This window comes from Massilia sp. CT11-137 (assembly GCF_047302885.1).
In the GTDB taxonomy this organism is placed as follows: Bacteria; Pseudomonadota; Gammaproteobacteria; order Burkholderiales; family Burkholderiaceae_D; genus Telluria; species Telluria orientalis.
On sequence record NZ_JBKYMP010000002.1, the window covers coordinates 715287 to 736197 of the forward strand.

At 65.3% G+C, this 20911-nt stretch carries 16 protein-coding genes; 7 read left to right on the forward strand and 9 right to left on the reverse strand.

Going from position 1 to position 20911, the window contains the following annotated elements; genetic code table 11:
• Positions 1 to 106: 106 nt before the first annotated feature.
• Positions 107 to 3862 carry a methionine synthase gene (gene metH, locus ACEN98_RS19930; protein ID WP_413389063.1) on the reverse strand — a complete coding sequence of 1252 codons (3756 nt, stop codon included), beginning with the start codon at positions 3860 to 3862 and terminating at the stop codon, positions 107 to 109.
• A gap of 350 nt (positions 3863 to 4212) precedes the next feature.
• Between metH and ACEN98_RS19935 the strand changes: the two genes are divergently transcribed.
• Positions 4213 to 4446, forward strand: coding sequence for a BrnA antitoxin family protein (locus ACEN98_RS19935; RefSeq protein WP_413337623.1), 234 nt, complete (start codon positions 4213 to 4215; stop codon positions 4444 to 4446).
• A 159-nt stretch (positions 4447 to 4605) separates the two neighbouring features.
• Here ACEN98_RS19935 and fmt read toward each other — a convergent pair whose 3' ends face one another.
• A complete protein-coding gene (gene fmt, locus ACEN98_RS19940; RefSeq protein ID WP_413386646.1) occupies positions 4606 to 5553 on the reverse strand; it encodes a methionyl-tRNA formyltransferase in 948 nt (315 codons plus the stop codon).
• A gap of 11 nt (positions 5554 to 5564) precedes the next feature.
• Positions 5565 to 6092, reverse strand: a complete 528-nt coding sequence (def, locus tag ACEN98_RS19945; RefSeq protein WP_413337622.1) for a peptide deformylase — start codon at positions 6090 to 6092, stop codon at positions 5565 to 5567.
• 252 nt (positions 6093 to 6344) lie between these two features.
• On the opposite strand from def, the gene ACEN98_RS19950 reads away from it, so the two are divergent.
• The 4 genes from ACEN98_RS19950 (at position 6345) to ACEN98_RS19965 (ending at position 12135) form a co-directional block, all read left to right on the forward strand.
• Positions 6345 to 7460: a LysM peptidoglycan-binding domain-containing protein gene (locus ACEN98_RS19950; RefSeq protein WP_413386648.1), complete on the forward strand. Its 1116-nt coding sequence runs from the start codon at positions 6345 to 6347 to the stop codon at positions 7458 to 7460.
• A gap of 7 nt (positions 7461 to 7467) precedes the next feature.
• On the forward strand, positions 7468 to 8715 hold the full coding sequence (dprA, locus tag ACEN98_RS19955; protein ID WP_413386650.1) for a DNA-processing protein DprA: 1248 nt from the start codon (positions 7468 to 7470) through the stop codon (positions 8713 to 8715).
• 44 nt (positions 8716 to 8759) lie between these two features.
• Positions 8760 to 9224 (forward strand): DUF494 family protein, encoded by a 465-nt coding sequence (locus ACEN98_RS19960; protein ID WP_413337619.1) that lies wholly within the window; start codon positions 8760 to 8762, stop codon positions 9222 to 9224.
• Positions 9225 to 9456: 232 nt separating this feature from the next.
• Positions 9457 to 12135 carry a DNA topoisomerase III gene (locus ACEN98_RS19965; RefSeq protein WP_413386652.1) on the forward strand — a complete coding sequence of 893 codons (2679 nt, stop codon included), beginning with the start codon at positions 9457 to 9459 and terminating at the stop codon, positions 12133 to 12135.
• A gap of 182 nt (positions 12136 to 12317) precedes the next feature.
• Here ACEN98_RS19965 and ACEN98_RS19970 read toward each other — a convergent pair whose 3' ends face one another.
• From ACEN98_RS19970 to ACEN98_RS19980, 3 genes are read right to left on the reverse strand one after another with little or no spacing between them, the layout of a single operon-like run.
• A complete protein-coding gene (locus ACEN98_RS19970) occupies positions 12318 to 12524 on the reverse strand; it encodes an addiction module protein (protein ID WP_056122293.1) in 207 nt (68 codons plus the stop codon).
• Between the two features lie 45 nt (positions 12525 to 12569).
• Positions 12570 to 16151 carry a M1 family aminopeptidase gene (locus tag ACEN98_RS19975; protein WP_413386654.1) on the reverse strand — a complete coding sequence of 1194 codons (3582 nt, stop codon included), beginning with the start codon at positions 16149 to 16151 and terminating at the stop codon, positions 12570 to 12572.
• 3 nt (positions 16152 to 16154) lie between these two features.
• Positions 16155 to 17048, reverse strand: a complete 894-nt coding sequence (locus ACEN98_RS19980; RefSeq protein ID WP_413386656.1) for an ABC transporter ATP-binding protein — start codon at positions 17046 to 17048, stop codon at positions 16155 to 16157.
• Positions 17049 to 17274: 226 nt separating this feature from the next.
• Between ACEN98_RS19980 and ACEN98_RS19985 the strand changes: the two genes are divergently transcribed.
• Both ACEN98_RS19985 and coq7 read left to right on the forward strand, forming a co-directional pair.
• Complete coding sequence (locus tag ACEN98_RS19985; RefSeq protein ID WP_413386658.1) at positions 17275 to 17703, forward strand: hypothetical protein; 429 nt, start codon at positions 17275 to 17277, stop codon at positions 17701 to 17703.
• 38 nt (positions 17704 to 17741) lie between these two features.
• Positions 17742 to 18383, forward strand: coding sequence for a 2-polyprenyl-3-methyl-6-methoxy-1,4-benzoquinone monooxygenase (coq7, locus tag ACEN98_RS19990; RefSeq protein WP_413386660.1), 642 nt, complete (start codon positions 17742 to 17744; stop codon positions 18381 to 18383).
• A gap of 90 nt (positions 18384 to 18473) precedes the next feature.
• Here the strand turns inward: coq7 and ACEN98_RS19995 are convergent, their stop codons facing one another.
• From ACEN98_RS19995 to ACEN98_RS20005, 3 genes are all read right to left on the reverse strand, one after another.
• Entirely contained in the window at positions 18474 to 18896 is a 423-nt protein-coding gene (locus ACEN98_RS19995) for an OsmC family protein (protein ID WP_413386662.1), read from the reverse strand.
• Between the two features lie 72 nt (positions 18897 to 18968).
• The gene (locus ACEN98_RS20000) at positions 18969 to 20165 is read right to left on the reverse strand and encodes an ABC transporter permease (RefSeq protein ID WP_413386664.1); all 1197 of its coding nucleotides are present in this window, start codon (positions 20163 to 20165) and stop codon (positions 18969 to 18971) included.
• A complete protein-coding gene (locus ACEN98_RS20005; RefSeq protein ID WP_413386666.1) occupies positions 20162 to 20896 on the reverse strand; it encodes an ATP-binding cassette domain-containing protein in 735 nt (244 codons plus the stop codon). Before ACEN98_RS20005 ends, ACEN98_RS20000 begins: the two co-directional genes overlap by 4 nt.
• Between the last annotated feature and the right edge of the window lie 15 nt (positions 20897 to 20911).

Sequence of the window (20911 nt, forward strand, 5' to 3'; positions counted from 1 at the left end):
GCGGCCTCGTCGCGGCTGAATACGCGTGGGCTCGGGGAGCCCACTCTACGCATCGGACCACGGCAGGGTGGGGGGGGGGCCCCACCCGTGCCCACGCGCAGTTCGATCAGAGATTCGGCGCGAGATAGCGTTCCAACTCGTCCTTGGCCATGCCGCGGCGTTTGGCCATGTCCTCGAGCTGATCCTGCCCGATCTTGCCGACCACGAAATACTTCGATTCCGGATGCGAGAAGTAGAAGCCCGACACGGCGGCTCCCGGATACATCGCGAACGATTCCGTCAGCTGCATCCCGATCTCGTCGGCCTGCAGGGTCTTGAACAGGTCCGCCTTGACGGTGTGCTCCGGGCATGCCGGATAGCCCGGCGCCGGACGGATGCCCACGTATTCTTCCTTGATCAGGGCCTCGTTCGACAGCTTCTCGTCCGCGACATAACCCCACAGGTCCGTGCGGACGCGCTCGTGCATGTATTCGGCGAAGGCTTCGGCCAGGCGGTCGGCCAGGGCCTTGACCATGATCGACGAGTAGTCGTCGCCCTCGGCCTCGAAGCGCTTCTCGATCTTCTCGGCACCGATGCCCGCGGTCACGGCGAACATGCCGATGTAGTCGGCGATGCCGGACGATTTCGGCGCGATGAAGTCGGCCAGGCACTGGTTCGGACGCTGCACGCCGTCGACGACGGGCTTGACGCCCTGCTGGCGCAGGCCGTAGTACGTGAAGGCGACTTCGCTGCGGGTGTCGTCCGTGTAGATCTCGATGTCGTCGTCGCCCACGGTGTTCGCCGGGAGCAGCGCGATGGCGCCGTTCGCGGTGAGCCAGCGGCCGTCGATGATCTTCTTCAGCATCGCCTGGCCTTCCTCGAACACCTTCGCCGCCGCTTCGCCCACCACCTCGTCCGTCAGGATCGCGGGGTACGGGCCGGCCAGGTCCCAGGTCTGGAAGAACGGGCCCCAGTCGATGTAGCGTGCGAGGGTACCCAGGTCGACGTTCTTGAAGACGCGGCGGCCGACGAACTTCGGCTTCACGGGCGAAAACGCGAGCTGCGCCTTGTTGGCGCGCGCCTGCTCCAGGCTCACCATCGGCAGCGCCTTCTTGTTCGCGTGCTGTTCGCGGATGCGCTGGTAGTCCTCGGCGATCTCGGCGACGTAGCCGTCGCGCGTATCCGCCGTCACGAGCGACTGGCCGACGGAGACGGAGCGCGATGCGTCCGGCACGTACACGACCGGGCCTTCGTAGTGCGGCGCGATCTTGACGGCGGTGTGCGCGCGGCTCGTCGTCGCGCCGCCGATCAGCAGCGGAATGCGGCGGTCGCGGAACCACGGGTCGCGCTGCATCTCGCGCGCGACGTGGGCCATCTCTTCGAGCGACGGCGTGATCAGGCCGGACAGGCCGATGATGTCCGCGTTCTCCGCCTTCGCTTTCGCGAGGATCTCGGACGCGGGCACCATCACGCCCATGTTGACGATCTCGAAGTTATTACATTGCAGGACCACGGAGACGATGTTCTTGCCGATGTCGTGCACGTCGCCTTTCACCGTGGCGATCACCATCTTGCCCTTCGGTTTCGCGACGATGCCGGTGCGCGCTTCTTCCGCCGCCTTTTCTTCCTCGATGAACGGGATCAGGTGGGCCACGGCCTGCTTCATCACGCGCGCCGATTTCACGACCTGCGGCAGGAACATCTTGCCCTGGCCGAACAGGTCGCCGACGACGTTCATGCCGTCCATCAGCGGGCCTTCGATCACCTGGATCGGACGGCCGCCTTCCGCGGCGATCTGCTGGCGCGCTTCTTCGGTGTCCTCGACGATCCACTGCGTGATGCCGTGCACGAGCGCGTGCGACAGGCGCTTGCCGACGGGCGCGTTGCGCCACTCGAGGTTCTGTTCCTGCTTCGCGCCGCCGGCCTTCAGGGTGCCGGCGAATTCGATCATGCGCTCGGTGGCATCTGGACGGCGGTTCAGCACCACGTCTTCCACGCGCTCGCGGAGTATCGGATCGAGGTCGTCATACACGCCGACCATGCCCGCGTTGACGATACCCATCGTCATGCCGGCCTTGATGGCGTGGTACAGGAACACGGTGTGGATCGCTTCACGGGCCGGGTCGTTGCCGCGGAACGAGAACGACACGTTGGAGACCCCGCCCGACACCTTCGCGTACGGCAGGTGCTCGCGGATCCAGCGCGTGGCGTTGATGAAGTCGACGGCGTAGTTGTCGTGCTCCTCGATGCCGGTGGCGATCGCGAAGATGTTCGGGTCGAAGATGATGTCTTCCGGCGGGAAGCCCACTCGCTCTGTCAATACCTTGTACGCGCGCGCGCAGATCTCGATCTTGCGCTCGAACGTGTCGGCCTGGCCCTTCTCGTCGAAGGCCATCACGATGACGGCGGCGCCGTAGCGGCGGCACAGCGAGGCCTGGCGCAGGAATTCTTCTTCGCCTTCCTTCATCGAGATGGAGTTCACGATGGCCTTGCCCTGCACGCATTTCAGGCCGGCCTCGATCACGCTCCATTTGGAGGAGTCGATCATGATCGGCACGCGCGAGATGTCGGGTTCCGATGCGATCAGGTTCAGGAAGCGCGTCATCGCGGCCTGCGAATCGAGCATCGCCTCGTCCATGTTGATGTCGATGACCTGGGCGCCGTTCTCGACCTGCTGGCGCGCGACGGACAGCGCCTCGTCGAACTGCTCGTTCAGGATCATGCGCGCGAACGCCTTCGAGCCCGTGACGTTGGTGCGCTCGCCGACGTTGACGAACAGCGAGGTGTCGTCGACGACGAACGGCTCCAGGCCGGACAGGCGCAGCGCGACGGGGATCTCGGGCACGGTGCGCGGCGGGCAGTCCTTCAGCAGCTCGCCGATGGCCTGGATGTGTTCCGGCGTCGTGCCGCAGCAGCCGCCGGCGATGTTGACGAAGCCGGCGTCGGCGAATTCGCGCAGCAGGGCCGAGGTGTCGGACGGCAGTTCGTCGAAGCCCGTGTCGCTCATCGGGTTGGGCAGGCCGGCGTTCGGGTAGATGCAGACGAACGTATCGGCGATCTGGGAGAGTTCTTCGGCGTACGGGCGCATCAGGGCGGCGCCCAGCGCGCAGTTCAGGCCGATCGTCAGCGGCTTCGCGTGGCGCACGGAATTCCAGAACGCGGACACGGTCTGGCCGGACAGGATGCGGCCCGACGCGTCGGTGACGGTGCCGGAGATCATCAGCGGCACGCGCGGCGTTTCCGGATGCTCAGTGAAGTACTGGTCGATGGCGAACAGCGCGGCCTTGCAGTTCAGCGTGTCGAAGATGGTCTCGACGAGCAGCAGGTCGACGCCGCCCTCGACGAGCGCATCGACCTGTTCGTAATACGCCGTCACGAGCTGGTCGAACGTCACGTTGCGCGCGGCCGGGTCGTTCACGTCCGGCGAAATGGAGGCCGTCTTCGGCGTCGGGCCGAGGGCGCCGGCGGCGTAGCGGGGCTTGTCCGGCGTCGAGTATTTCACGCAGGCGGCACGGGCGAGCTTCGCGGCTGCCACGTTCATCTCGCGCACGAGGTGGGCCATGTGGTAGTCGTCCTGGGCGACGCTGGTGGCGCCGAACGTGTTCGTCTCGATGATGTCGGCGCCGGCGGCCAGGTAGCGTTCGTGGATTTCCTGGATGATCTGCGGCTGCGTCAGGTTCAGCAATTCGTTATTGCCCTTGACGAACAGCTCGCGTGCTCCACTGTCGGCCGGTGCGGCGAAATCGATGAAGCGGCCCGTCGGGCCACCGCGGTAGGCTTGTTCGTCGAGCTTGTATTGCTGGATGATCGTGCCCATCGCGCCGTCCAGGATCATGATGCGTTGGGCGAGGGCTTCGCGCAGCTGGGCTTCGACGGGGGACATGGCGTGGGCGGCGGTGTTCATCGTAGGGCTTTCCTGAGAGCGGCTGGATAAATATGAGGCGGGTCTGTGATTATACCGTTACTGGCCGAGTTTGTTCCTGGTGCGGCCCAAGGGCCACGGTTCGCTCGAAATCGGACGCGAATGTAAAGACGCTTGTAACGTATTGTTTCAACCGTCGTATTGTTACATTGGGATACAAATTGCCCCATATTAGCAATTTCCCGGATACATACAGAGGTGACAATAAATCCCATTGAGACCGCCGCTGGCGCGGTTTCATTGATCTGTATCAGTCCAATCAACGGAAAGTGCGGACCGTCGCTCCGCCGCCAAAATGGGAAGAATTGCAAATGAATAAAGAATATGAGCCTGAGTGGGACCAGTCGGCAGTCCGCAACGAAGACAACACCCCGGCCAAGACCCACGCTGTCGCCGGCGTGAAACAAATCGTCACCATCCGCCTGGATGTGGACATGCTGGAATGGTTCAAGTCGGCTGGCCCCGGCTACCAGACCCGCATCAACCAGGTCCTGCGTGAATACATGGAAGCGAATCGCGTGCGTGCTCAGGGCGAGCAGCACTGATTCCTCTCATGTCCTGATGGTCGGGGCACAGCGCTCCGCTCATTTGCAGACCTGATTTGCAGACCTGATGCCGGAACGGCATGCCATCCGACAGAAAGCAAAAAGGGCATCACCCGGCGCGAACCGGTTGATGCCCTTCTTCATTATTGCTGCAGGTTGTTACGCGAACGCGAGCCCGTCGAACGAAAAGCCTTTCAGGAACTCGCCCGCCGCCAGGCGCTTGCCGCCCGGCTTTTGCAACTCGGCCAGGCGCAACGCACCGGTACCGCACGCGACGACGATGCCCTGCGCATCCGCCTGCAGCACCTGGCCCGGCTGGCCGTGACCGTCCGCCGGTTGGGCGTTCCAGATCTTGATCGTGGTCGCGCCCGCCTGGCCATGCGCGCCCGGGAACGGGTTGAACGCACGCACCTTGCGCGCCAGCTCGACGGCGGGCAGCGTCCAGTCCAGCTTCGCTTCTTCCTTGCCGATCTTGGCCGCATAGGTCACGCCGTCGTCCGGCTGGGGGACGGCTTCCAGTTGCCCCTGCGCCATTTTCTGCAGAGCTTCGACGATCATGCGGCCACCGAGCGCGGCCAGCTTGTCGTGCAGGCTGCCGGTCGTGTCGGTAGCGCCGATGGCGATGCGCTCGATCAGCAGCATCGGGCCCGTGTCCAGGCCTTCTTCCATCTCCATGATCGTGACGCCCGTCTCGGCATCGCCCGCTTCGATCGCGCGGTGGATCGGGGCGGCGCCGCGCCAGCGGGGCAGGATGGAGCCGTGGATATTGATACACGGCTTGATGTCCAGCGTGGAGCGGGGCAGGATCAGGCCGTAGGCCGCGACGACCATCACGTCGTACTCCGTGGCCAGCAGGCGCTCGTGCGCGGCCTTCGCTTCGGCCGCGCGTTGCGGATCCTTCGCATCCATGCGCAGCGACAGCGGCTGCAACACGGAGATAGAGTGCGCGACGGCGACCTGCTTCACGGCGGACGCCTGCAATTGCATGCCGCGGCCGGCCGGGCGGTCCGGCTGGGTCAGCACGAGCGGGACATTGAATCCCGCGTCGAGCAGGGCGCGCAGGGCGACGGCGGCGAATTCCGGCGTGCCGGCGAAGACGACCCGCATTTTCTCCCTGCTCATGCGCGGCGGGCGGACGAGCGCTGCATGTCGCGTTCTTCCTTCTGCAGCTTCGTCTTGATGCGGTTGCGCTTCAGCGGCGACAGGTATTCCACGAAGACCTTGCCCATCAAGTGGTCCAGTTCGTGCTGGATGCACACGGCCAGCAGGCCGTCGGCCTCGAGCTCGAACGGCTTGTTGAACTGGTCGACGGCGCGCACTTTTACGCGCGACGGACGCTCGACGCCGTCATAGATGCCCGGCACGGACAGGCAGCCTTCGTCATAGACCTGCTTGTCCGGGCTGGACCAGACGATTTCCGGGTTGACGAAGACCAGCAGGTTGTCCTTGGTCTCGGTCACGTCGATGACGACGACGCGCTCGTGCACGTCGACCTGCGTGGCGGCCAGGCCCACGCCCGGGGCGTCGTACATGGTCTCGGCCATGTCCGCCACCAGCGTGTGGAGGCGGTCGCCGAATTCGGTGACCGGCTTGGCAACCTTGTGCAGGCGCGGGTCGGGGTAGCGGAGAATGTTCAGTAAGGCCATGGCTGTGTATTCGAAATCAATCAGTAATCGGTATATTGGGCCGCGCGGGCATAAACGCAACACGCCGCCCCCGCTGCCGGGTGCGGTTTGTCTTGCTAGTTCAGGGATTTCTCGGCAGAATTTGATTCAGTAAGGCAACTATTGCGACCCTTCATGATCCGCTGCGCGGTCGAAGAGTCGTCTGGTTCCTGCGTTGTTGCCGGCCGAGGTGGCGTAGCACCCGTGTCGATACGGCACTTTACGGACTCTCCAATGAAAAATTTTAGCACAGGCGTTGCCCGGTCGCTCGCGATCCGCGCCGCCGCCGCGGCCCTTTTCGTCTCCAGCGCCACCGTTTCCGCGCAGGCCGCCACGAACTGCACGTTCCGCCCGAATGCCCCTGACCAGCACGTCGTCGTCAAGGGCGATACCTTGTGGGACATTTCCGGCGCCTTCCTCGAGCACCCGTGGTGCTGGCCCCAGGTGTGGGGCATGAACCGCGACGAGATCCGCAATCCGCACTGGATCTATCCGGGCCAGGTCGTCTATTTCGACCGCGCCCGCGGCCGCCTGACCCTGAACAAGCCGGGCAGCGACACGGATGCCGGCCAGCCGCCCCTCGTGCGTCTCTCACCGCAATTGCGCACGGAAAACCTCAGCCAGGACAATGCCGTGCCCGCGATTCCCGCCGGCGCGATCGAACCGTTCCTGACCCAGCCGCTCGTCGTCGAGGCGCAGGCACTGGCGAATGCCGCGCGCATTGTCGCCGCGCAGGAAGACCGGCTGTACCTGGGCGAGGGCGACCGCGTCTATGTGCGCGGCGCGCTCGACGGCGCCACCAGTTTCCAGGTCTTCCGGCCGGGCAAGGAGCTGGTCGATCCGGAGTCCGGCAAGGTCGTTGCCCACGAAGCGGCGTATGTCGGCACGGCCCGCCTCGTGAAGGAAGCGGGGCCGGGCACGGACGTCCACACGTTCGCCGTCACCCGCTCCGTGAAGGAAATGGGCGTCGGCGATCGTCTGTTGCCGACGCCGCCCACGCCGGTGCGCAACTATGTCCCGCACGCGCCCGCGCGGCCGGTGGCGGCGCGCGTGATGGCGCTCGCGTCCGAATCGAATTACGCGTCGCAGAACCAGGTGGTGACTGTCAACCGGGGCACGCTTGACGGACTCGATGTCGGCGCCGTGCTGCAGCTTTATCATCTCGGGCAGACCGTGACGGACCCGGAAAGCAAAGGTTTCCTTGGGTTCGGCAAGGCGAAACTGAGGCTCCCGGACGAGCAATACGGCGACCTGTTCATCTTCCGGGTTTTCGACCACGTCTCTTACGGACTGGTCATGCAGGTGACGCAGCCGGTGCAGGTCGGCGACGTCGCACGATCACCGGAGTGAATCCACCGTGCAGGACACGGACCTTTCCGCAGCGCCTGCACGATCCTCTTCCCTGGCAGCCTGGCTCCGCCTGGAGCGCACCGCCGGCATCGGCCCGCGCACGGCCGCCGTGCTGCTGGACGCGTTCGGCAGCCCGGACGCGGTGTTCGCCGCCGACTATTCGGCACTGGCCGCCCACGTGAACGCGGCCCAGGCGCACGCGCTGCTGCAACCGCCGTCCGATGCCACCCGCAAACTGCTCGATGCCACGCTGGACTGGCTTGCGCTGCCCGGCCACCACGCCGTCGCGCTGGGCGAGCCCGGCTATCCCGACCTGCTGGCCCGGATCCCCGATCCGCCTTTGCTTCTTTATATTAGAGGGCTGCCCCAGGTGCTGGATGGACCGTGCCTGGCGATCGTCGGCAGCCGCAATGCCAGCGCGCAGGGCAGGGCGAATGCGCTGGCGTTCGCGGAAGCATTGTCCGGTGCCGGCCTGTGCATCGTGTCCGGCCTCGCGCTCGGCATCGACGCGGCCGCGCACGAGGGCGCGCTGCGCCGCTGCGGCGGGACGGTCGCCGTCGTCGGCACCGGGGCGGACATTGCCTATCCCGCCCGCAACCGCGACCTGTGCGAGCGCATCGCGCACGAAGGCTGCATCGTCAGCGAGTATCCGGTCGGCACGCCGCCCCTGCCGGGCAATTTCCCGAAACGGAACAGGATCATCAGCGGCCTCGCGGCCGGCGTGCTCGTCGTCGAGGCGGCGGTACAGTCCGGCTCGCTGATCACGGCGCGCCAGGCGGCCGAGCAGGGGCGCGACGTGTTCGCGATTCCCGGCTCGATCCACGCCGCGCTGGCCAAGGGCTGCCACATGCTGATCCGCGAAGGCGCGAAGCTCGTCGACACGGCGCGGGACGTGCTGGAGGCGCTCGCGCTGTCGCCGCTGGTGGCCCGGCAAGCGGCCCGGCTACCCCCGCCAGATATGTCGTTAACAGATACCAAGATCGATAACAGTGCCGCCGGGCATCCCAGCGCACCGGCGGACGCCGCGCTGCTGGACGCCCTCGGCCACGACCCCGTCGAACCCGACATATTGCTGGCGCGCCTCGGCTGTAGCCCGGGAGAACTGGCCGCGCGCCTGCTCGTGCTGGAGTTGTCGGGGCGACTCGAACGGCTGCCGGGAGGCCTCATCCAGACGATAATGCACGGAACACGGCTGGCAAAGCCGATAAGGCCGATAAACAACGATGATGATTCCGGGTGGAAGTGGAGTTCGTGACGCACTTGTGCCGCACGGAGCTTAGCTGCTACAGTAGCGTCACCATGTTCGACATCCTAGTCTATCTTTACGAGACGTATTATCGTCCCGATGCCTGCCCTGAGCCGGCTGCCCTGGCACGCAAGCTGTCTGCCGTCGGTTTCGACGATGTCGAAATTTCCGAGGCACTGGACTGGCTGAATGGCCTGACAGAAATGGCCGGGACCACCAACCCCGCCCTCGAATCGAGCGGTACCCGCTTTTATATTGCCCAGGAAGTCGATGCGCTCGGCAGTGCCGCCGTCGGCTTTATCCAGTTCCTGGAGCTGGCCGGCCTGTTGACCGCGTCGCAGCGCGAGATCGTCATCGAACGCGCGCTGGCGCTGGACGAATCGCCTGTCACGCTGGGCAAGCTGAAGATCATCGTCCTGATGCTCCTGTGGAGCCAGGGCAAGGAGCCGGACGCGCTGATGTTCGACGACCTGTTCGGGTCGGACGAGGAAGATGCGGCGCCGCGCCTGCTGCATTGACGGTGCTATCATCTACATAGTGAAACGGGGCTGCGGCCCCGTTTTTTCTTGCGGCAAAGCAAGATCAAGCGTATTTTTCAAGGCGGCATGACCGGGTTGCATCAAGGCGCACGCAGGCAGAGTCTACTTGCGGATTGCGCGGCAACCCGCTTATCATTGGCCGCTATCTGCCAGTTGTTACTAATAAGCTATCAAACGGCCGGCTTACATTGCCGCCCGACTTAGGAACCCTATGACCAAAGCCCTCATCATTGCCGAAAAGCCCTCCGTGGCGAACGACATCGCCAAGGCGCTCGGCGGCTTTACCAAGCACGATGAGTATTTCGAATCCGACGAATACGTCCTGTCGTCCGCCGTCGGCCACCTGCTGGAAATCGCGGTGCCCGAGGAATACGACGTCAAGCGCGGCAAATGGAGTTTTACGCACCTGCCGATGATTCCGCCGTACTTCGCGCTGAATCCCATCGCGAAGACCGAGTCGCGCCTCAAAGTGCTGAACAAGCTGATCAAGCGCAAGGATGTCGATACCCTGATCAACGCATGCGACGCGGGCCGCGAAGGTGAACTGATCTTCCGCCTGATCGCCCAGAACGCCAAGGCCAAGCAGACCGTCAAGCGCCTGTGGCTGCAGTCGATGACGCCGACCGCGATCCGCGACGGCTTCGCGCACCTGCGCAGCGACAAGGAAATGCTGCCGCTCGCCGATGCCGCACGTTGCCGCTCGGAAGCTGACTGGCTGATCGGCATCAACGGCACCCGCGCGATGACCGCGTTCAACTCGAAGGAAGGCGGCTTCTACCTGACGACCGTGGGCCGCGTGCAGACGCCGACCCTGTCGATCGTCGTCGAGCGCGAAGAGAAGGTCAAGAAATTCATCCCGCGCGATTACTGGGAAGTGCGCGCGGAATTCCGCGCCGGGGCCGGCATGTACGAAGGCCGCTGGCTCGACACGAAGTTCAAGAAGGACGACGCCGATCCGGAAAAACGCGCCGAGCGCCTGTGGTCGAAGGTCGACGCGGAAGCGATCGTCGCCGCTTGCATGGGCAAGCAGGGTAATGTCACCGAGGAATCGAAACCGACCACGTCGATGGCGCCGGCGCTGTTCGACCTGACGTCGCTGCAGCGCGAGGCCAACGGCCGCTTCGGCTTCTCGGCCAAGAACACGCTGGGCCTGGCCCAGGCGCTGTACGAAAAGCACAAGGTGCTGACCTATCCCCGTACCGATGCGCGCGCGCTGCCGGAAGACTACCTGGACACCGTCAAGTCGACCCTGGAAGTGTTGAAAGGCAATTCGAACTACCACCAGTTCGCCAAGCAGATCCTGGACAAGGGCTGGGTCAAGCCGAACAAGCGCATCTTCGACAACAGCAAGATCTCGGACCACTTCGCGATCATCCCGACCGGCGTCGTGCCGAAGAACCTGTCCGAGCCGGAACAGAAGCTGTACGACCTCGTCACCCGCCGCTTCATGGCCGTGTTCTTCCCGGCCGCGGAATTCCTCGTCACGACCCGCTACACGGAAGTGGAAGGCCACCAGTTCAAGACCGAGGGCAAGGTCATGACGAACCCCGGCTGGCTGGCCGTGTACGGCAAGGACACGACGGGCGACGACAAGGACGGCGCCAGCCTCGTGCCGGTGGCGAAGGGCGAGAAGGTGCTCACCGAAAAGGTCAACGCGAACGGCCTCGTCACCAAGCCGCCTGCACGCTACAACGAAGCGACGCTGCTGTCGGCGATGGAAGGTGCCGGCAAGCTGGTCGATTCCGACGAGCTGCGCGACGCGATGGCCGGCAAGGGCCTCGGCACGCCGGCCACGCGCGCGGCGATCATCGAAGGTCTGTTGACGGAAAAATACCTGCTGCGTGAAGGGCGCGAGCTGATCCCGACCGCCAAGGCGTTCCAGCTGATGACCCTGCTGCGCGGCCTCGGCGTCAACGAACTCACGGCGCCGGAACTGACGGGCGAGTGGGAATACAAGCTGTCGCAGATGGAAAAGGGCCAGATTTCGCGCGAAGAATTCATGCGCGAGATCGCCGAGATGACCGAGATCATCGTCAAGCGCGCCAAGGAGTACAACAACGACACGATCCCGGGCGAGTACGCGACGTTGCGCACGCCGTGCCCGAACTGCGGCGGCGTCGTCAAGGAAAACTACCGCCGCTTCGCGTGCACCAAGTGCGATTTCTCGATGAGCAAGGTGCCGGGCGGACGCCAGTTCGAGATCGAGGAAGTCGAGGAACTGCTGGCCAACCGCACGATCGGCCCGCTGCAGGGCTTCCGCTCGAAGATGGGCCGGCCGTTCGCCGCGATCCTGCGCATCGTGCGCGACGAGGACATCCACAACTACAAGCTGGAATTCGACTTCGGCCAGGACCAGGACGAGGGCGAGGACGGCGAGGGCGTCGACTTCACCGGCCAGACGCCGCTCGGCCCGTGCCCGAAATGCACCGGCAACGTCTACGAGATGGGCCTCGCGTACGTCTGCGAGCACACGGTGGCCAAGCCGAAGACCTGCGATTTCCGCAGCAGCCGCATCATCCTGCAGCAGGAAATCCTGCCGGAGCAGATGGCCAAGCTGCTGAACGACGGCAAGACCGATCTGCTGCCGGGCTTCGTGTCGCAGCGCACCCGCCGGTCGTTCAAGGCCTTCCTCGTGCGTGGCAAGGACGGCAAGATCAGCTTCGAGTTCGAGGAGCGCAAGGCCAAGCCGGGCGCCGCCAAGGGCAAGGACCAGGCGGACGAGGCCGATAGCGGCGCGGAGACGGCGGCCGCCAAACCGGCCGCGCGCAAGGCTGCGGCAAAGCCGGCGGCCAAGGCTGCTGCGACCAAAGCCCCGGCCAAGACGGCCGCGGCCCGCAAGGCACCGGCGAAGCGCGCGACGGCGTCCAAGAAGGCGGTCGCCGGCGAATAGACCTCACGTCGACCCCGCGAAAGCGGGGACCCATGCTGACGTGCAGAATTCGAAGCATCTGCTTTATTGCGAATGCATCGAGTTCCGGAACTCAGTATGGTTTCCCGCTTGCGCGGGAATGACGACGTAAAAAAACCGCGACCCATCCGGCATCGCGGTTTTTTTTGTCTTCAGCGCCGGCGTTACTCGCGCCAGTCGTCCTGCAGCGCGCGGATGGCCGCCTCGCCATTGCGGATCGCCTTCACGCGGCGCACGATCTCGTTGCGCCACGCTTCGTCGGCATCCTGGTCGCCGTCGTCGCTGTCCACCATTAGCAGACGCAACAGCTCGTGCCTGTCCTGCGCGGACAGTTGCTGGATCTGGGCGGCCAGTTCGGCGACGATAGGCATGAAGGTCTCCTAGCAGGATATTGTGACCAGATCATAACGTGAAGTTCAGTGCATGTCGACAGGCTGCATGTTGTCTGTCGGTTTCCTGTCAATCAGCTTGTTGTCGGGGTCGATACCGGCCCGGGCGGGCCGGCCGGCGACCACCAGGACGACCCGCTGGTCGGCCTGCGTCACGAGCCTGCGCTCGCGCGCGAGCGGGTTGCCCGCCTCGTCGTCGACGCCGAATTCGATGTAGTCGCGCAGCTGTTGCGGCTGTTCCTGGCCCTGGTCGCCGGCGCGCACCTTGCCGGCCGTGGCGCGGATCTCGACCTCGTATTTGCCGTCCGGGCGGCGGCGCGCCGTCGCGCCGTCGACGTGGTTTTCGTACAGGACGATGGACTCGAACAGGTCGTCGATCAGGTAGGCCTTGTCCGGCGGCGTGATGCCGCGCAGGCGCTCGACGAGCGTCGCCACGGTCGGATACGGCGGCCCCTTGTACGCATACTCCAGCAGCAGGCCGTGCAGCACGCCGTTGACGGCATCCTCGCCGACCAGGTCCTGCAGCAGATACATCGCGAGGCTGCCCTTGTGGTAGTGGATGTAGCTCTGGTTCTCGTTCTGCGCGAGCGGCAGCTCCTTCTTGTTCTCGCGCGCGCGGCCCATCAGGTATTCCTCGAGGTCGTAGCGCAGGAAGCGCCGCATCTTGCTGGAGCCCAGCGTGTTCTTCATCGACATCAGCGCCGTGTATTCGGCCAGGCTTTCCGACAGCACGGTCGCGCCGCGCATGTCGGCGCCGACGATCTGGTGCGCCCACCATTGGTGGCCCACCTCGTGCGCGCTCACGTAATACGGGTAATCGATGTCCTTGCGCGAGTCCGGATCGACCTTGGCGATGAAGCCGACGCTTTCCGAGAACGGGATCGTGCCCGGCGCCGCCTGCGCGTACGACGCGTAGCGGGGGAATTCCGCGATGCGCAGCTCGCGATTCTGGTAGGGGCTGAAGTGCTTCGTGCCGTATTCCAGCGCCGCCTTGGCGCCGCGGATCATGCGGTCGACATTGAATTCGTGGCCGGGGTGGTAGTAGACGTCGATCGTCACGTCCTGCCAGCGGTCGTGGCGCACTTCGTAGCGGGCCGACTGGAACGTATAAAAATTCAGGACGGGTTTGTCGGCCTTGTAATGGAACCAGCGCCGGCCGCCGCTCATCCATTCCTGTTCCAGCATGCCCGGCGCGACCACGGTCTGGTCCGGGCTCGTGCTGACGACGGCGTCGAAGCGGATCCAGTCCGCGTCGTTGGCGACGTAGCTGTTCGCGCGCGCCGCTTCGTTCTCGTGCGCGGCCATGCGCTCGCGCGGCGCGAGGCCGTGGCGCTTGCGGTCGCGGTCGTCTTCCAGCTCGACCGTGCGCTGGTAGCCCACGTGCGGCAGCACCTCATTGCTGAAGAAGGTGCCGTTGCCGACGACAGCCGTGTCGCGGCCCAGGCCCAGCACGCCGCCCGGCGCGTCCAGCAGGTCGAATTCCAGCGCCGTGCGCGCGCCCGGCAGCAGGGGAGACGCCAGCAGGTAGTGATAGAAGCCGTGCTGCGGATCGGCGCGCAGCAGCCGCGCCGCCTGCGCGAAGCGCGGACGGAAGTCGGGGCCAGGCTTCTGGTACAGGACGATGTCGCGGATCGGAGAAGCCGTCCGGTTTTCCAGTTGATAGAAGCCGTGCACCTTCAGCGTGCGCGTGTCGGGATGGATGTCGACCTGCAGGCCGACGTCGGTGATGCGCGGCTGCGGCAGTTTGGCGAATCGTTTGTAGCGCAGCTCGTAGTCGGCGCGCACCTGTTCCTTGTGCCATGCGGTCTGGTAGGTGCCGAGGTGGACGAGGCTGTACCACAGCAGGCCGCCGCTGGCCGCGAACACGAGGATGCCGGCCGCGAAGCCGGCGAGCACGCCCGGCGTCAGGCGCTGGCGGGCGAGCTGCAGGCGTTCGGCGAAGCTGTCGCTGACGCCGCGCGGCCACAGCACGAGCGCGATGGTGAACAGGACGATCGCCGCGCCGCCCCAGTAGATTTGCAGGGTGCGCTGCAGCGGCAGGGAGTGGCCGAAGCCGTTCATTGCGGAATACGTGATGTCCGGCAGCGCGCCGTACACGAGCATCGGGTGGTCGAGGCCGAAGCCGCCGAGGAACAGCGTGACGACGTAATAGGTGACCAGCGCGAAGTACGCGAGGTATTTATGGTTCAGGATGGCCTGGGCGGCAATCGCCAGCACGGCCAGCAGCACGTAGCGGGGCAGCAGGATGCCGAACAGCGTCGTCAGGTACAGGCCCGGTTCCAGCGTCAGGTAGCCGTGCGCCAGCTGGATGCCCATGCCGCACACCATCGCGGCCAGCAGCAGCAGGGCCTGCAGGCCGACGAGGGCGATGGTCTTGGCGGCCAGCGGCAGCCAGCTCGGGACGGGCAGCGCATCCATCATCTGCGCCATGCGCGCCTCGCGCTCGCGCCACACCATCTCTCCCGCATAGAACGTCGTCACGATGAGGACGAACAGCGCGAACACGTCGCGTATGAGTTCCAGCACCATGTAGGTGACGGGATAGGTCTTGGTGCCGTAGATCGCGCCCAGGTCCAGCGAGCTGACGACGAGGGTCAGCATGCCGGCCAGGACGATCACGGCGAAGTAGACGTTCTTGACCGCCTCGCGCAGATTCATCCAGCTCGACCTGGCCAGCAGCACGGCGAGGTTGCGCGCGGCGAAGTCGGGCGGCTCGTGCATGCCGGCCATGCCGGCCGGCGTTTGCGGCGCGCTTTCCGGTTCGGGCCGCGCCTGGCCGCGCCTGCCGGCCGGCGTGGACACGAAGCTGAAACGCCAGTAGCCGAGCAGCAGGACGACGAGCGAGAACAGCGACCAGATGGCGCGATTGATCAGATAGACGCCTGCGAACGGGACCTGCAGCGTGTTGCGCTCCGTGAGGTTCCAGTACTCGGTGAGGCGGATCAGCGCCGTCGTGCCGAACGGGTCGATCAGCGCGGCGAGCGTCTTGTAATCGAGGTCGCGCGCCAGCGACGGGGCGACGATGTACCCGATCAGCATGACGACGCTGGCGACGTAGACAGGCAGCATGCGCCGCGTGAGCGCCGCGAGCACGAAGAAGATGGCGCCGAAGATGAACAGGTTCGGCAGCAGGGTGAGGAAGTAGGGCAGCAGGTAGCCCGCGACGGAATACGGCCCGAGGCGATCGGGATCGATGCCGGGCAGCGCGGCCCCCAGCAGGGTGCCGAACAGGATGGCCGAGAACACGACGGCGAGCGTCGCCAGCGCGCCGAGGAAGCGTCCGAACACGTACGCGTACTTCGGGATCGGGGCGCTGAAGAAGAAGTGGTGCATCTCGTATTCGAAGTCCTGCTGCACCGAGCGGCCCATCATCGCGGCGACGACGATGACGCCGAGGGAGCCGAGGAACGCGGCGCTCAGCGCGATCTGGCGCGGCGCGTTGATCAGCACGCGGCCGCCGAACGAGACGAAGGCTTCCTTGAACACGCCGCCCGCGGCGGCCATCCACAGCAGGGCCAGCGCGAAGAAGGCAAGGAAATACACCCAGGTCGACAGCAGCTTCAGGCGCTGCCGGGCCTCGAAGCCGGCGATGGCGAGGAGCGCGCCCATGAATCAGCAGTTCCCGGCCATGTCGTTGTGGCGGCCGGCGATGGTGGCGAAATAGACGTCTTCCAGGGTCGGGTGGATCGGCTCGAAGTCGTCGCCGGGATAGCGGTCGGCGTACACGTGGATCAGCGTGCGGCCGGACAGCAGGCGCGTGGAGATGACGGTGTGGCGCTTCTGGAACACGGGCAGGTCCGCCTTGCTGACGACCCGCGCCCAGATCTTGCCCTCGATGCCTTCGATGAGGCGCACCGGCTCGCCGCACAGCAGCACGTGGCCCTTGTTGATGATCGCCATGTTGGCGCACAGGTCGGCCACGTCGGACACGATGTGCGTGGACAGGATCACGGTCTTGTCCTCGCCGATGTCGGACAGCAGGTTGTGGAAGCGGACGCGCTCCTGCGGGTCGAGGCCGGCCGTCGGCTCGTCGACGATGATCAGCTGCGGGTCGCCGAGCAGCGCCTGGGCGATGCCGAAGCGCTGGCGCATGCCGCCGGAGAATGTGCCCATCTTCTGGTTGCGCACCTCGAACAGGTTGGTCTGCTGCAGCAGCGCGTCGACGACTTCGCGCCGGCGGTGGCGCTGCGACAGGCCTTTCAGTTGCGCGAAATGGTCGAGCAGTTCGTACGCGCTCACTTTTGGGTACACGCCGAAGTCCTGCGGCAGATAGCCCAGCAGGCGGCGCACTTCATCCTTCTCGTCGAGCACGTCGATGTCGTCCAGGAACACGGAGCCGCTGTCGCATTCCTGCAGCGTGGCGAGGATCCGCATCAGGGTCGACTTGCCGGCGCCGTTGGGACCGAGCAGGCCGAACATCCCGGGCGGGATGCTCAGCGAGACCCTGTCCAGCGCGACCACGCCATTGGCATAGGTCTTGGACAAGTTGCGGATTTGTAATTCCATGGAGACTCCATTGCTCGTGACAATGCACGTATTTCATGACTGTTGCATTGTATTAAAAAGGAGCCGACCCGGCAGCAGCGGTGCGACACACGGCGTTTTCACAAGTCCAGAGTGCAGAAAAGCGGGAGCAGGATGCAGGCCAGCATACAACGTGGAATGACTCATGTCTATTCTGGCAACATTGCCGGTGATATCCCGGCCGGGCAAGAACATGCATAATGGCCCTATGGATACTCTCATCAACAAGGACAACATCCTGGCCGTGACGCGCCAGGGCCGCACCCGGGCCGAGTCGACGGCCTGGTTCCGTGTCGCCGTCGGCCTGTACTACCTGGCCAACCTGATGACGAAGGAAACCATCGATTTCAAGACCGTGGACCGCGAGTTCAACCGGTTCATCTACCACACGATCGGCGGCGGACACACGATCACGAGCGTCCTGCAATTCATGAGCGGCAAGGATGTGTTGCCAGTCGTGCAATCCGAGCGCTTCATGACCGCGTTCAGGACGACGTGCACCGACGTGCCGCCGGATTCGATCCCGTTCCTGCTGGAACTGAACCTGGGCGTCGCGAAGAACATCTCGAAGCTGGAGGTGGACGGGCCCGTGCACGACTGGCTGGAGGCGCGGAAGCGTACGGGCGAGGGCATATAATTCGGGTTATCGAACAACAAGCTGGAAGAAGGTCCCTCATGACAACCCGCACCATCAACCCTCTTGACCACCTGATCGTCGGCTTCGACAAGGCCTTGCGCGTCGTGGGCGGCGTGGCGAAGGCCGCGCGGCCGAATCCGGGCGTCTCTGCCCCGGACTGCGAATTGAATACCCAGGAACAGCGGCACAGCGCTGGCCTGATGCGCGTGAACCACGTGGGCGAAGTGTGCGCCCAGGCGCTGTACGATGCCCAGGGCCGCCGCGCGTCGACGCAGGCCATGCGCGCGCAGTTCGCCAAATCCGGACGCGAGGAAGAAGACCACCTGGCCTGGACGGCCGAACGCCTGGCCGAACTGGGTTCGCAGCCGAGCCTCCTCAATCCGCTGTGGTATGCCGGCGCCTATGCGCTGGGGACAGTTGCATCGCGCCTGGGCGACGCCGTCAGCCTCGGCTTCGTCGTGGAGACGGAGCGCCAGGTCGAGGCGCACCTGAACAGCCACCTCGACGAGCTGCCGCCGCAAGACGCCAAGTCGCGCGCGATCGTCACGCAGATGCGCGACGACGAGATCGAACACGGTGCGAAGGCGCAGGAAATGGGCGCGGCCGAGATGCCGTTGCCGGTCAAGGCCGCGATGCGCGCCATGGCCAAGGTGATGACCACGACGGCGTACTACATTTAATGTTTCGATATGCATGGTGGGCGGAGGCCGCCCACCCTACGGCAATTTCGTAGGGTGGGCACCCCGTGCCCACCATGCGTCGCCGCGAAATCAGCCCTCTACGATTTCGAAGGAATGCGTGATCTCGGCCGTCTTGGCCAGCATGATCGACGCCGAGCAGTATTTGTCGTGCGACAGGTTGACCGCGCGTTCAACGGTCGCCTCCTTGAGGTTGCGGCCCGTGACGGTGAAGTGGAAGTGGATCTTCGTGAACACCTTCGGATCCGTCTCGGCGCGCTCGGCCTTCAGCGTGACGTCGCAGCCGCGCACGTCTTCCCGGCTGCGCTTGAGGATCAGCACGACGTCGTAGGCGGTGCAGCCGCCGGTACCCAGCAGCACCATTTCCATCGGGCGCGGTGCCAGGTTGTGGCCGCCGCCCTCGGGGGCGCCATCCATGTTCACCAGGTGGCCGGAGCCGGTTTCGGCCCGGAAGCTCATCCCGGCGGGTCCGTTCCAGCTGACTTTGACTTCCATCGATTTCTCCGCTTCGTTGACAGGTAAAGACGATCATTCTAAGCCAGCGCGGCGGTCCGTGCTGACGCGGCTTCAGACGGCCAGCACGTAACGCTCGCTCTTCATGCGCCACGCGGCGAATGCGACGGCCGCCCACGCCGCGAGCGCGGAGCACAGGAACGTCAGCACGAACGGCAGCAGGCCGATGTCGCCGCCCTTCGCCGTCTCGCGGAGCAGGGTCTGGTTCGACAGCATCGGCACGAGGTACATCCAGGACGCCGTTTTGAGCTCCAGCATCGACACGGCGAGCCCCGGCAGCATCGGCACCAGCATCACGATCGACAGCACGCTCTGGGCCTCCTTGAACGAGCGCGCGTTCATCGCCACCGCGATCTGCATGGCCGCCGCGAACAGCGACAGCGGCACGGAGGCGAGGCAGACGAGCAGCAGCCGTCCCCAGCCCACGCGCCAGCTCATGCCGATTTCTTCCAGCGGCATCCACGACAGGATCGCATGCGCCAGCATCAGCTCCAGCGTGATGCCGATGACGGCCAGCGCGGCGGCGGCGAGCCACTTGCCGGCGACGAGCTCCCACGTGCGCACGGGTTGCGCCATCAGCACTTCGAGCGAGCGCCGTTCGCGTTCGCCCGCCGTGGAATCCACGGCGGCGGACAGGCCGCAGATGAACGCGGGGAAGAACAGGAAGCCGAGGATGCCGCCGATGACGCCGGCCGAACGCGCGGCCGTCGTGCCCGTGTCGTAGCGCTGCACCTGCACGGGCGACAGCGCGGCCGGCGACACGCCGTGCGCCAGCAGGCGCGCGCTGGCGATGTTGGCGCCGTAGGCGTTCAGCACGTCCTCGACGTCGCGCCGGCCATCCTGCTCGGTCGACGAGTCGAACCACAGCTCGATGCGCGCGGGCCGCATCGCCGCGTAGTCGCTCGCGTACTTGCCGGGCAGGCGCAGCACGGCGGCGGCCTTGTGGGCGCGCAGCAGGTCGCCGATCGCGGCTTCGTCCATGGGCGGCGTGTCGCGCACGGTGACGTTGTTCTGCTTCAGCTGGGCCATCAATGTGGGCGCCTGCGCGCCGCCGATCACGGCCAGCACGATGCCTTCGCGCTCGGGTTTCGTCGCGCGGTCGATCCACTGGTGCAGCAGGACGCCCAGCAGCACCGGGTACATCAGCGTGAACAGGGCGAGGAGGCCGAGCGAGCGCTTGTCGCGCAGCGATTCGCGGAATTCCTTCTTGAAGACGACCAGGAATTTGAGTTTTTGATGCGGGCGGTTCATGAGACGATCCCCTCGTCGGTGCCGACCAGGCGGACGAACGCGTCTTCCAGGTTGGCGATGCCGGTGCGGCGGCACAGGTCGTCCGGCGTGCCCTGGGCCACCGTATGGCCCCTGGCGATGACGATCACGTCGTCGCAGAGGTGACTCACCTCTTGCATCACGTGCGTGGCCATCACGACGCAGCATCCTTCCTTGCGCAGCGTGGACAGCGCATGGCGCACGGCGCGCGTGCTCATCACGTCCAGGCCGCGCGTGGGCTCGTCCAGCAGCAGGTGGCGCGGACGGTGCAGCAGCGCGCGCGCGAGGGCCACCTTGATGCGCTGGCCCTGCGAAAATCCTTTGCTGCGGCGTTCCAGGATGTCGTCCATCGCGAGCATTTCCGCGACCTCGTCGATGCGCGCGGCGAGCGCGCGTTCGTCCATGCCGTTCAATTCGCCGAAATAGGTGAGGTATTCGCGCGTGGACAGGCGCTCGTACAGTCCGAACTGGTCGGTCAGGAAGCCGATGTTGGCGCGCACGGCGAGCGGGTCGCGTTCGGGGTCGATGCCGTCGATGGCAATCGTTCCGTGGTCGCGCCTGAGCATCCCAACGAGGGTGCGCAGCAGGGTCGTCTTGCCGGCGCCGTTGGGACCCAGCAGCGCGGTGATCTGGCCGTCGCGCGCCGTGAAGCTGACGCCTCCCAGCGCCTGCACGGCGCCGAAGTGCTTGCGGACTTCTTGTGCTTCGATCATAAGGAGAGGCCTGTG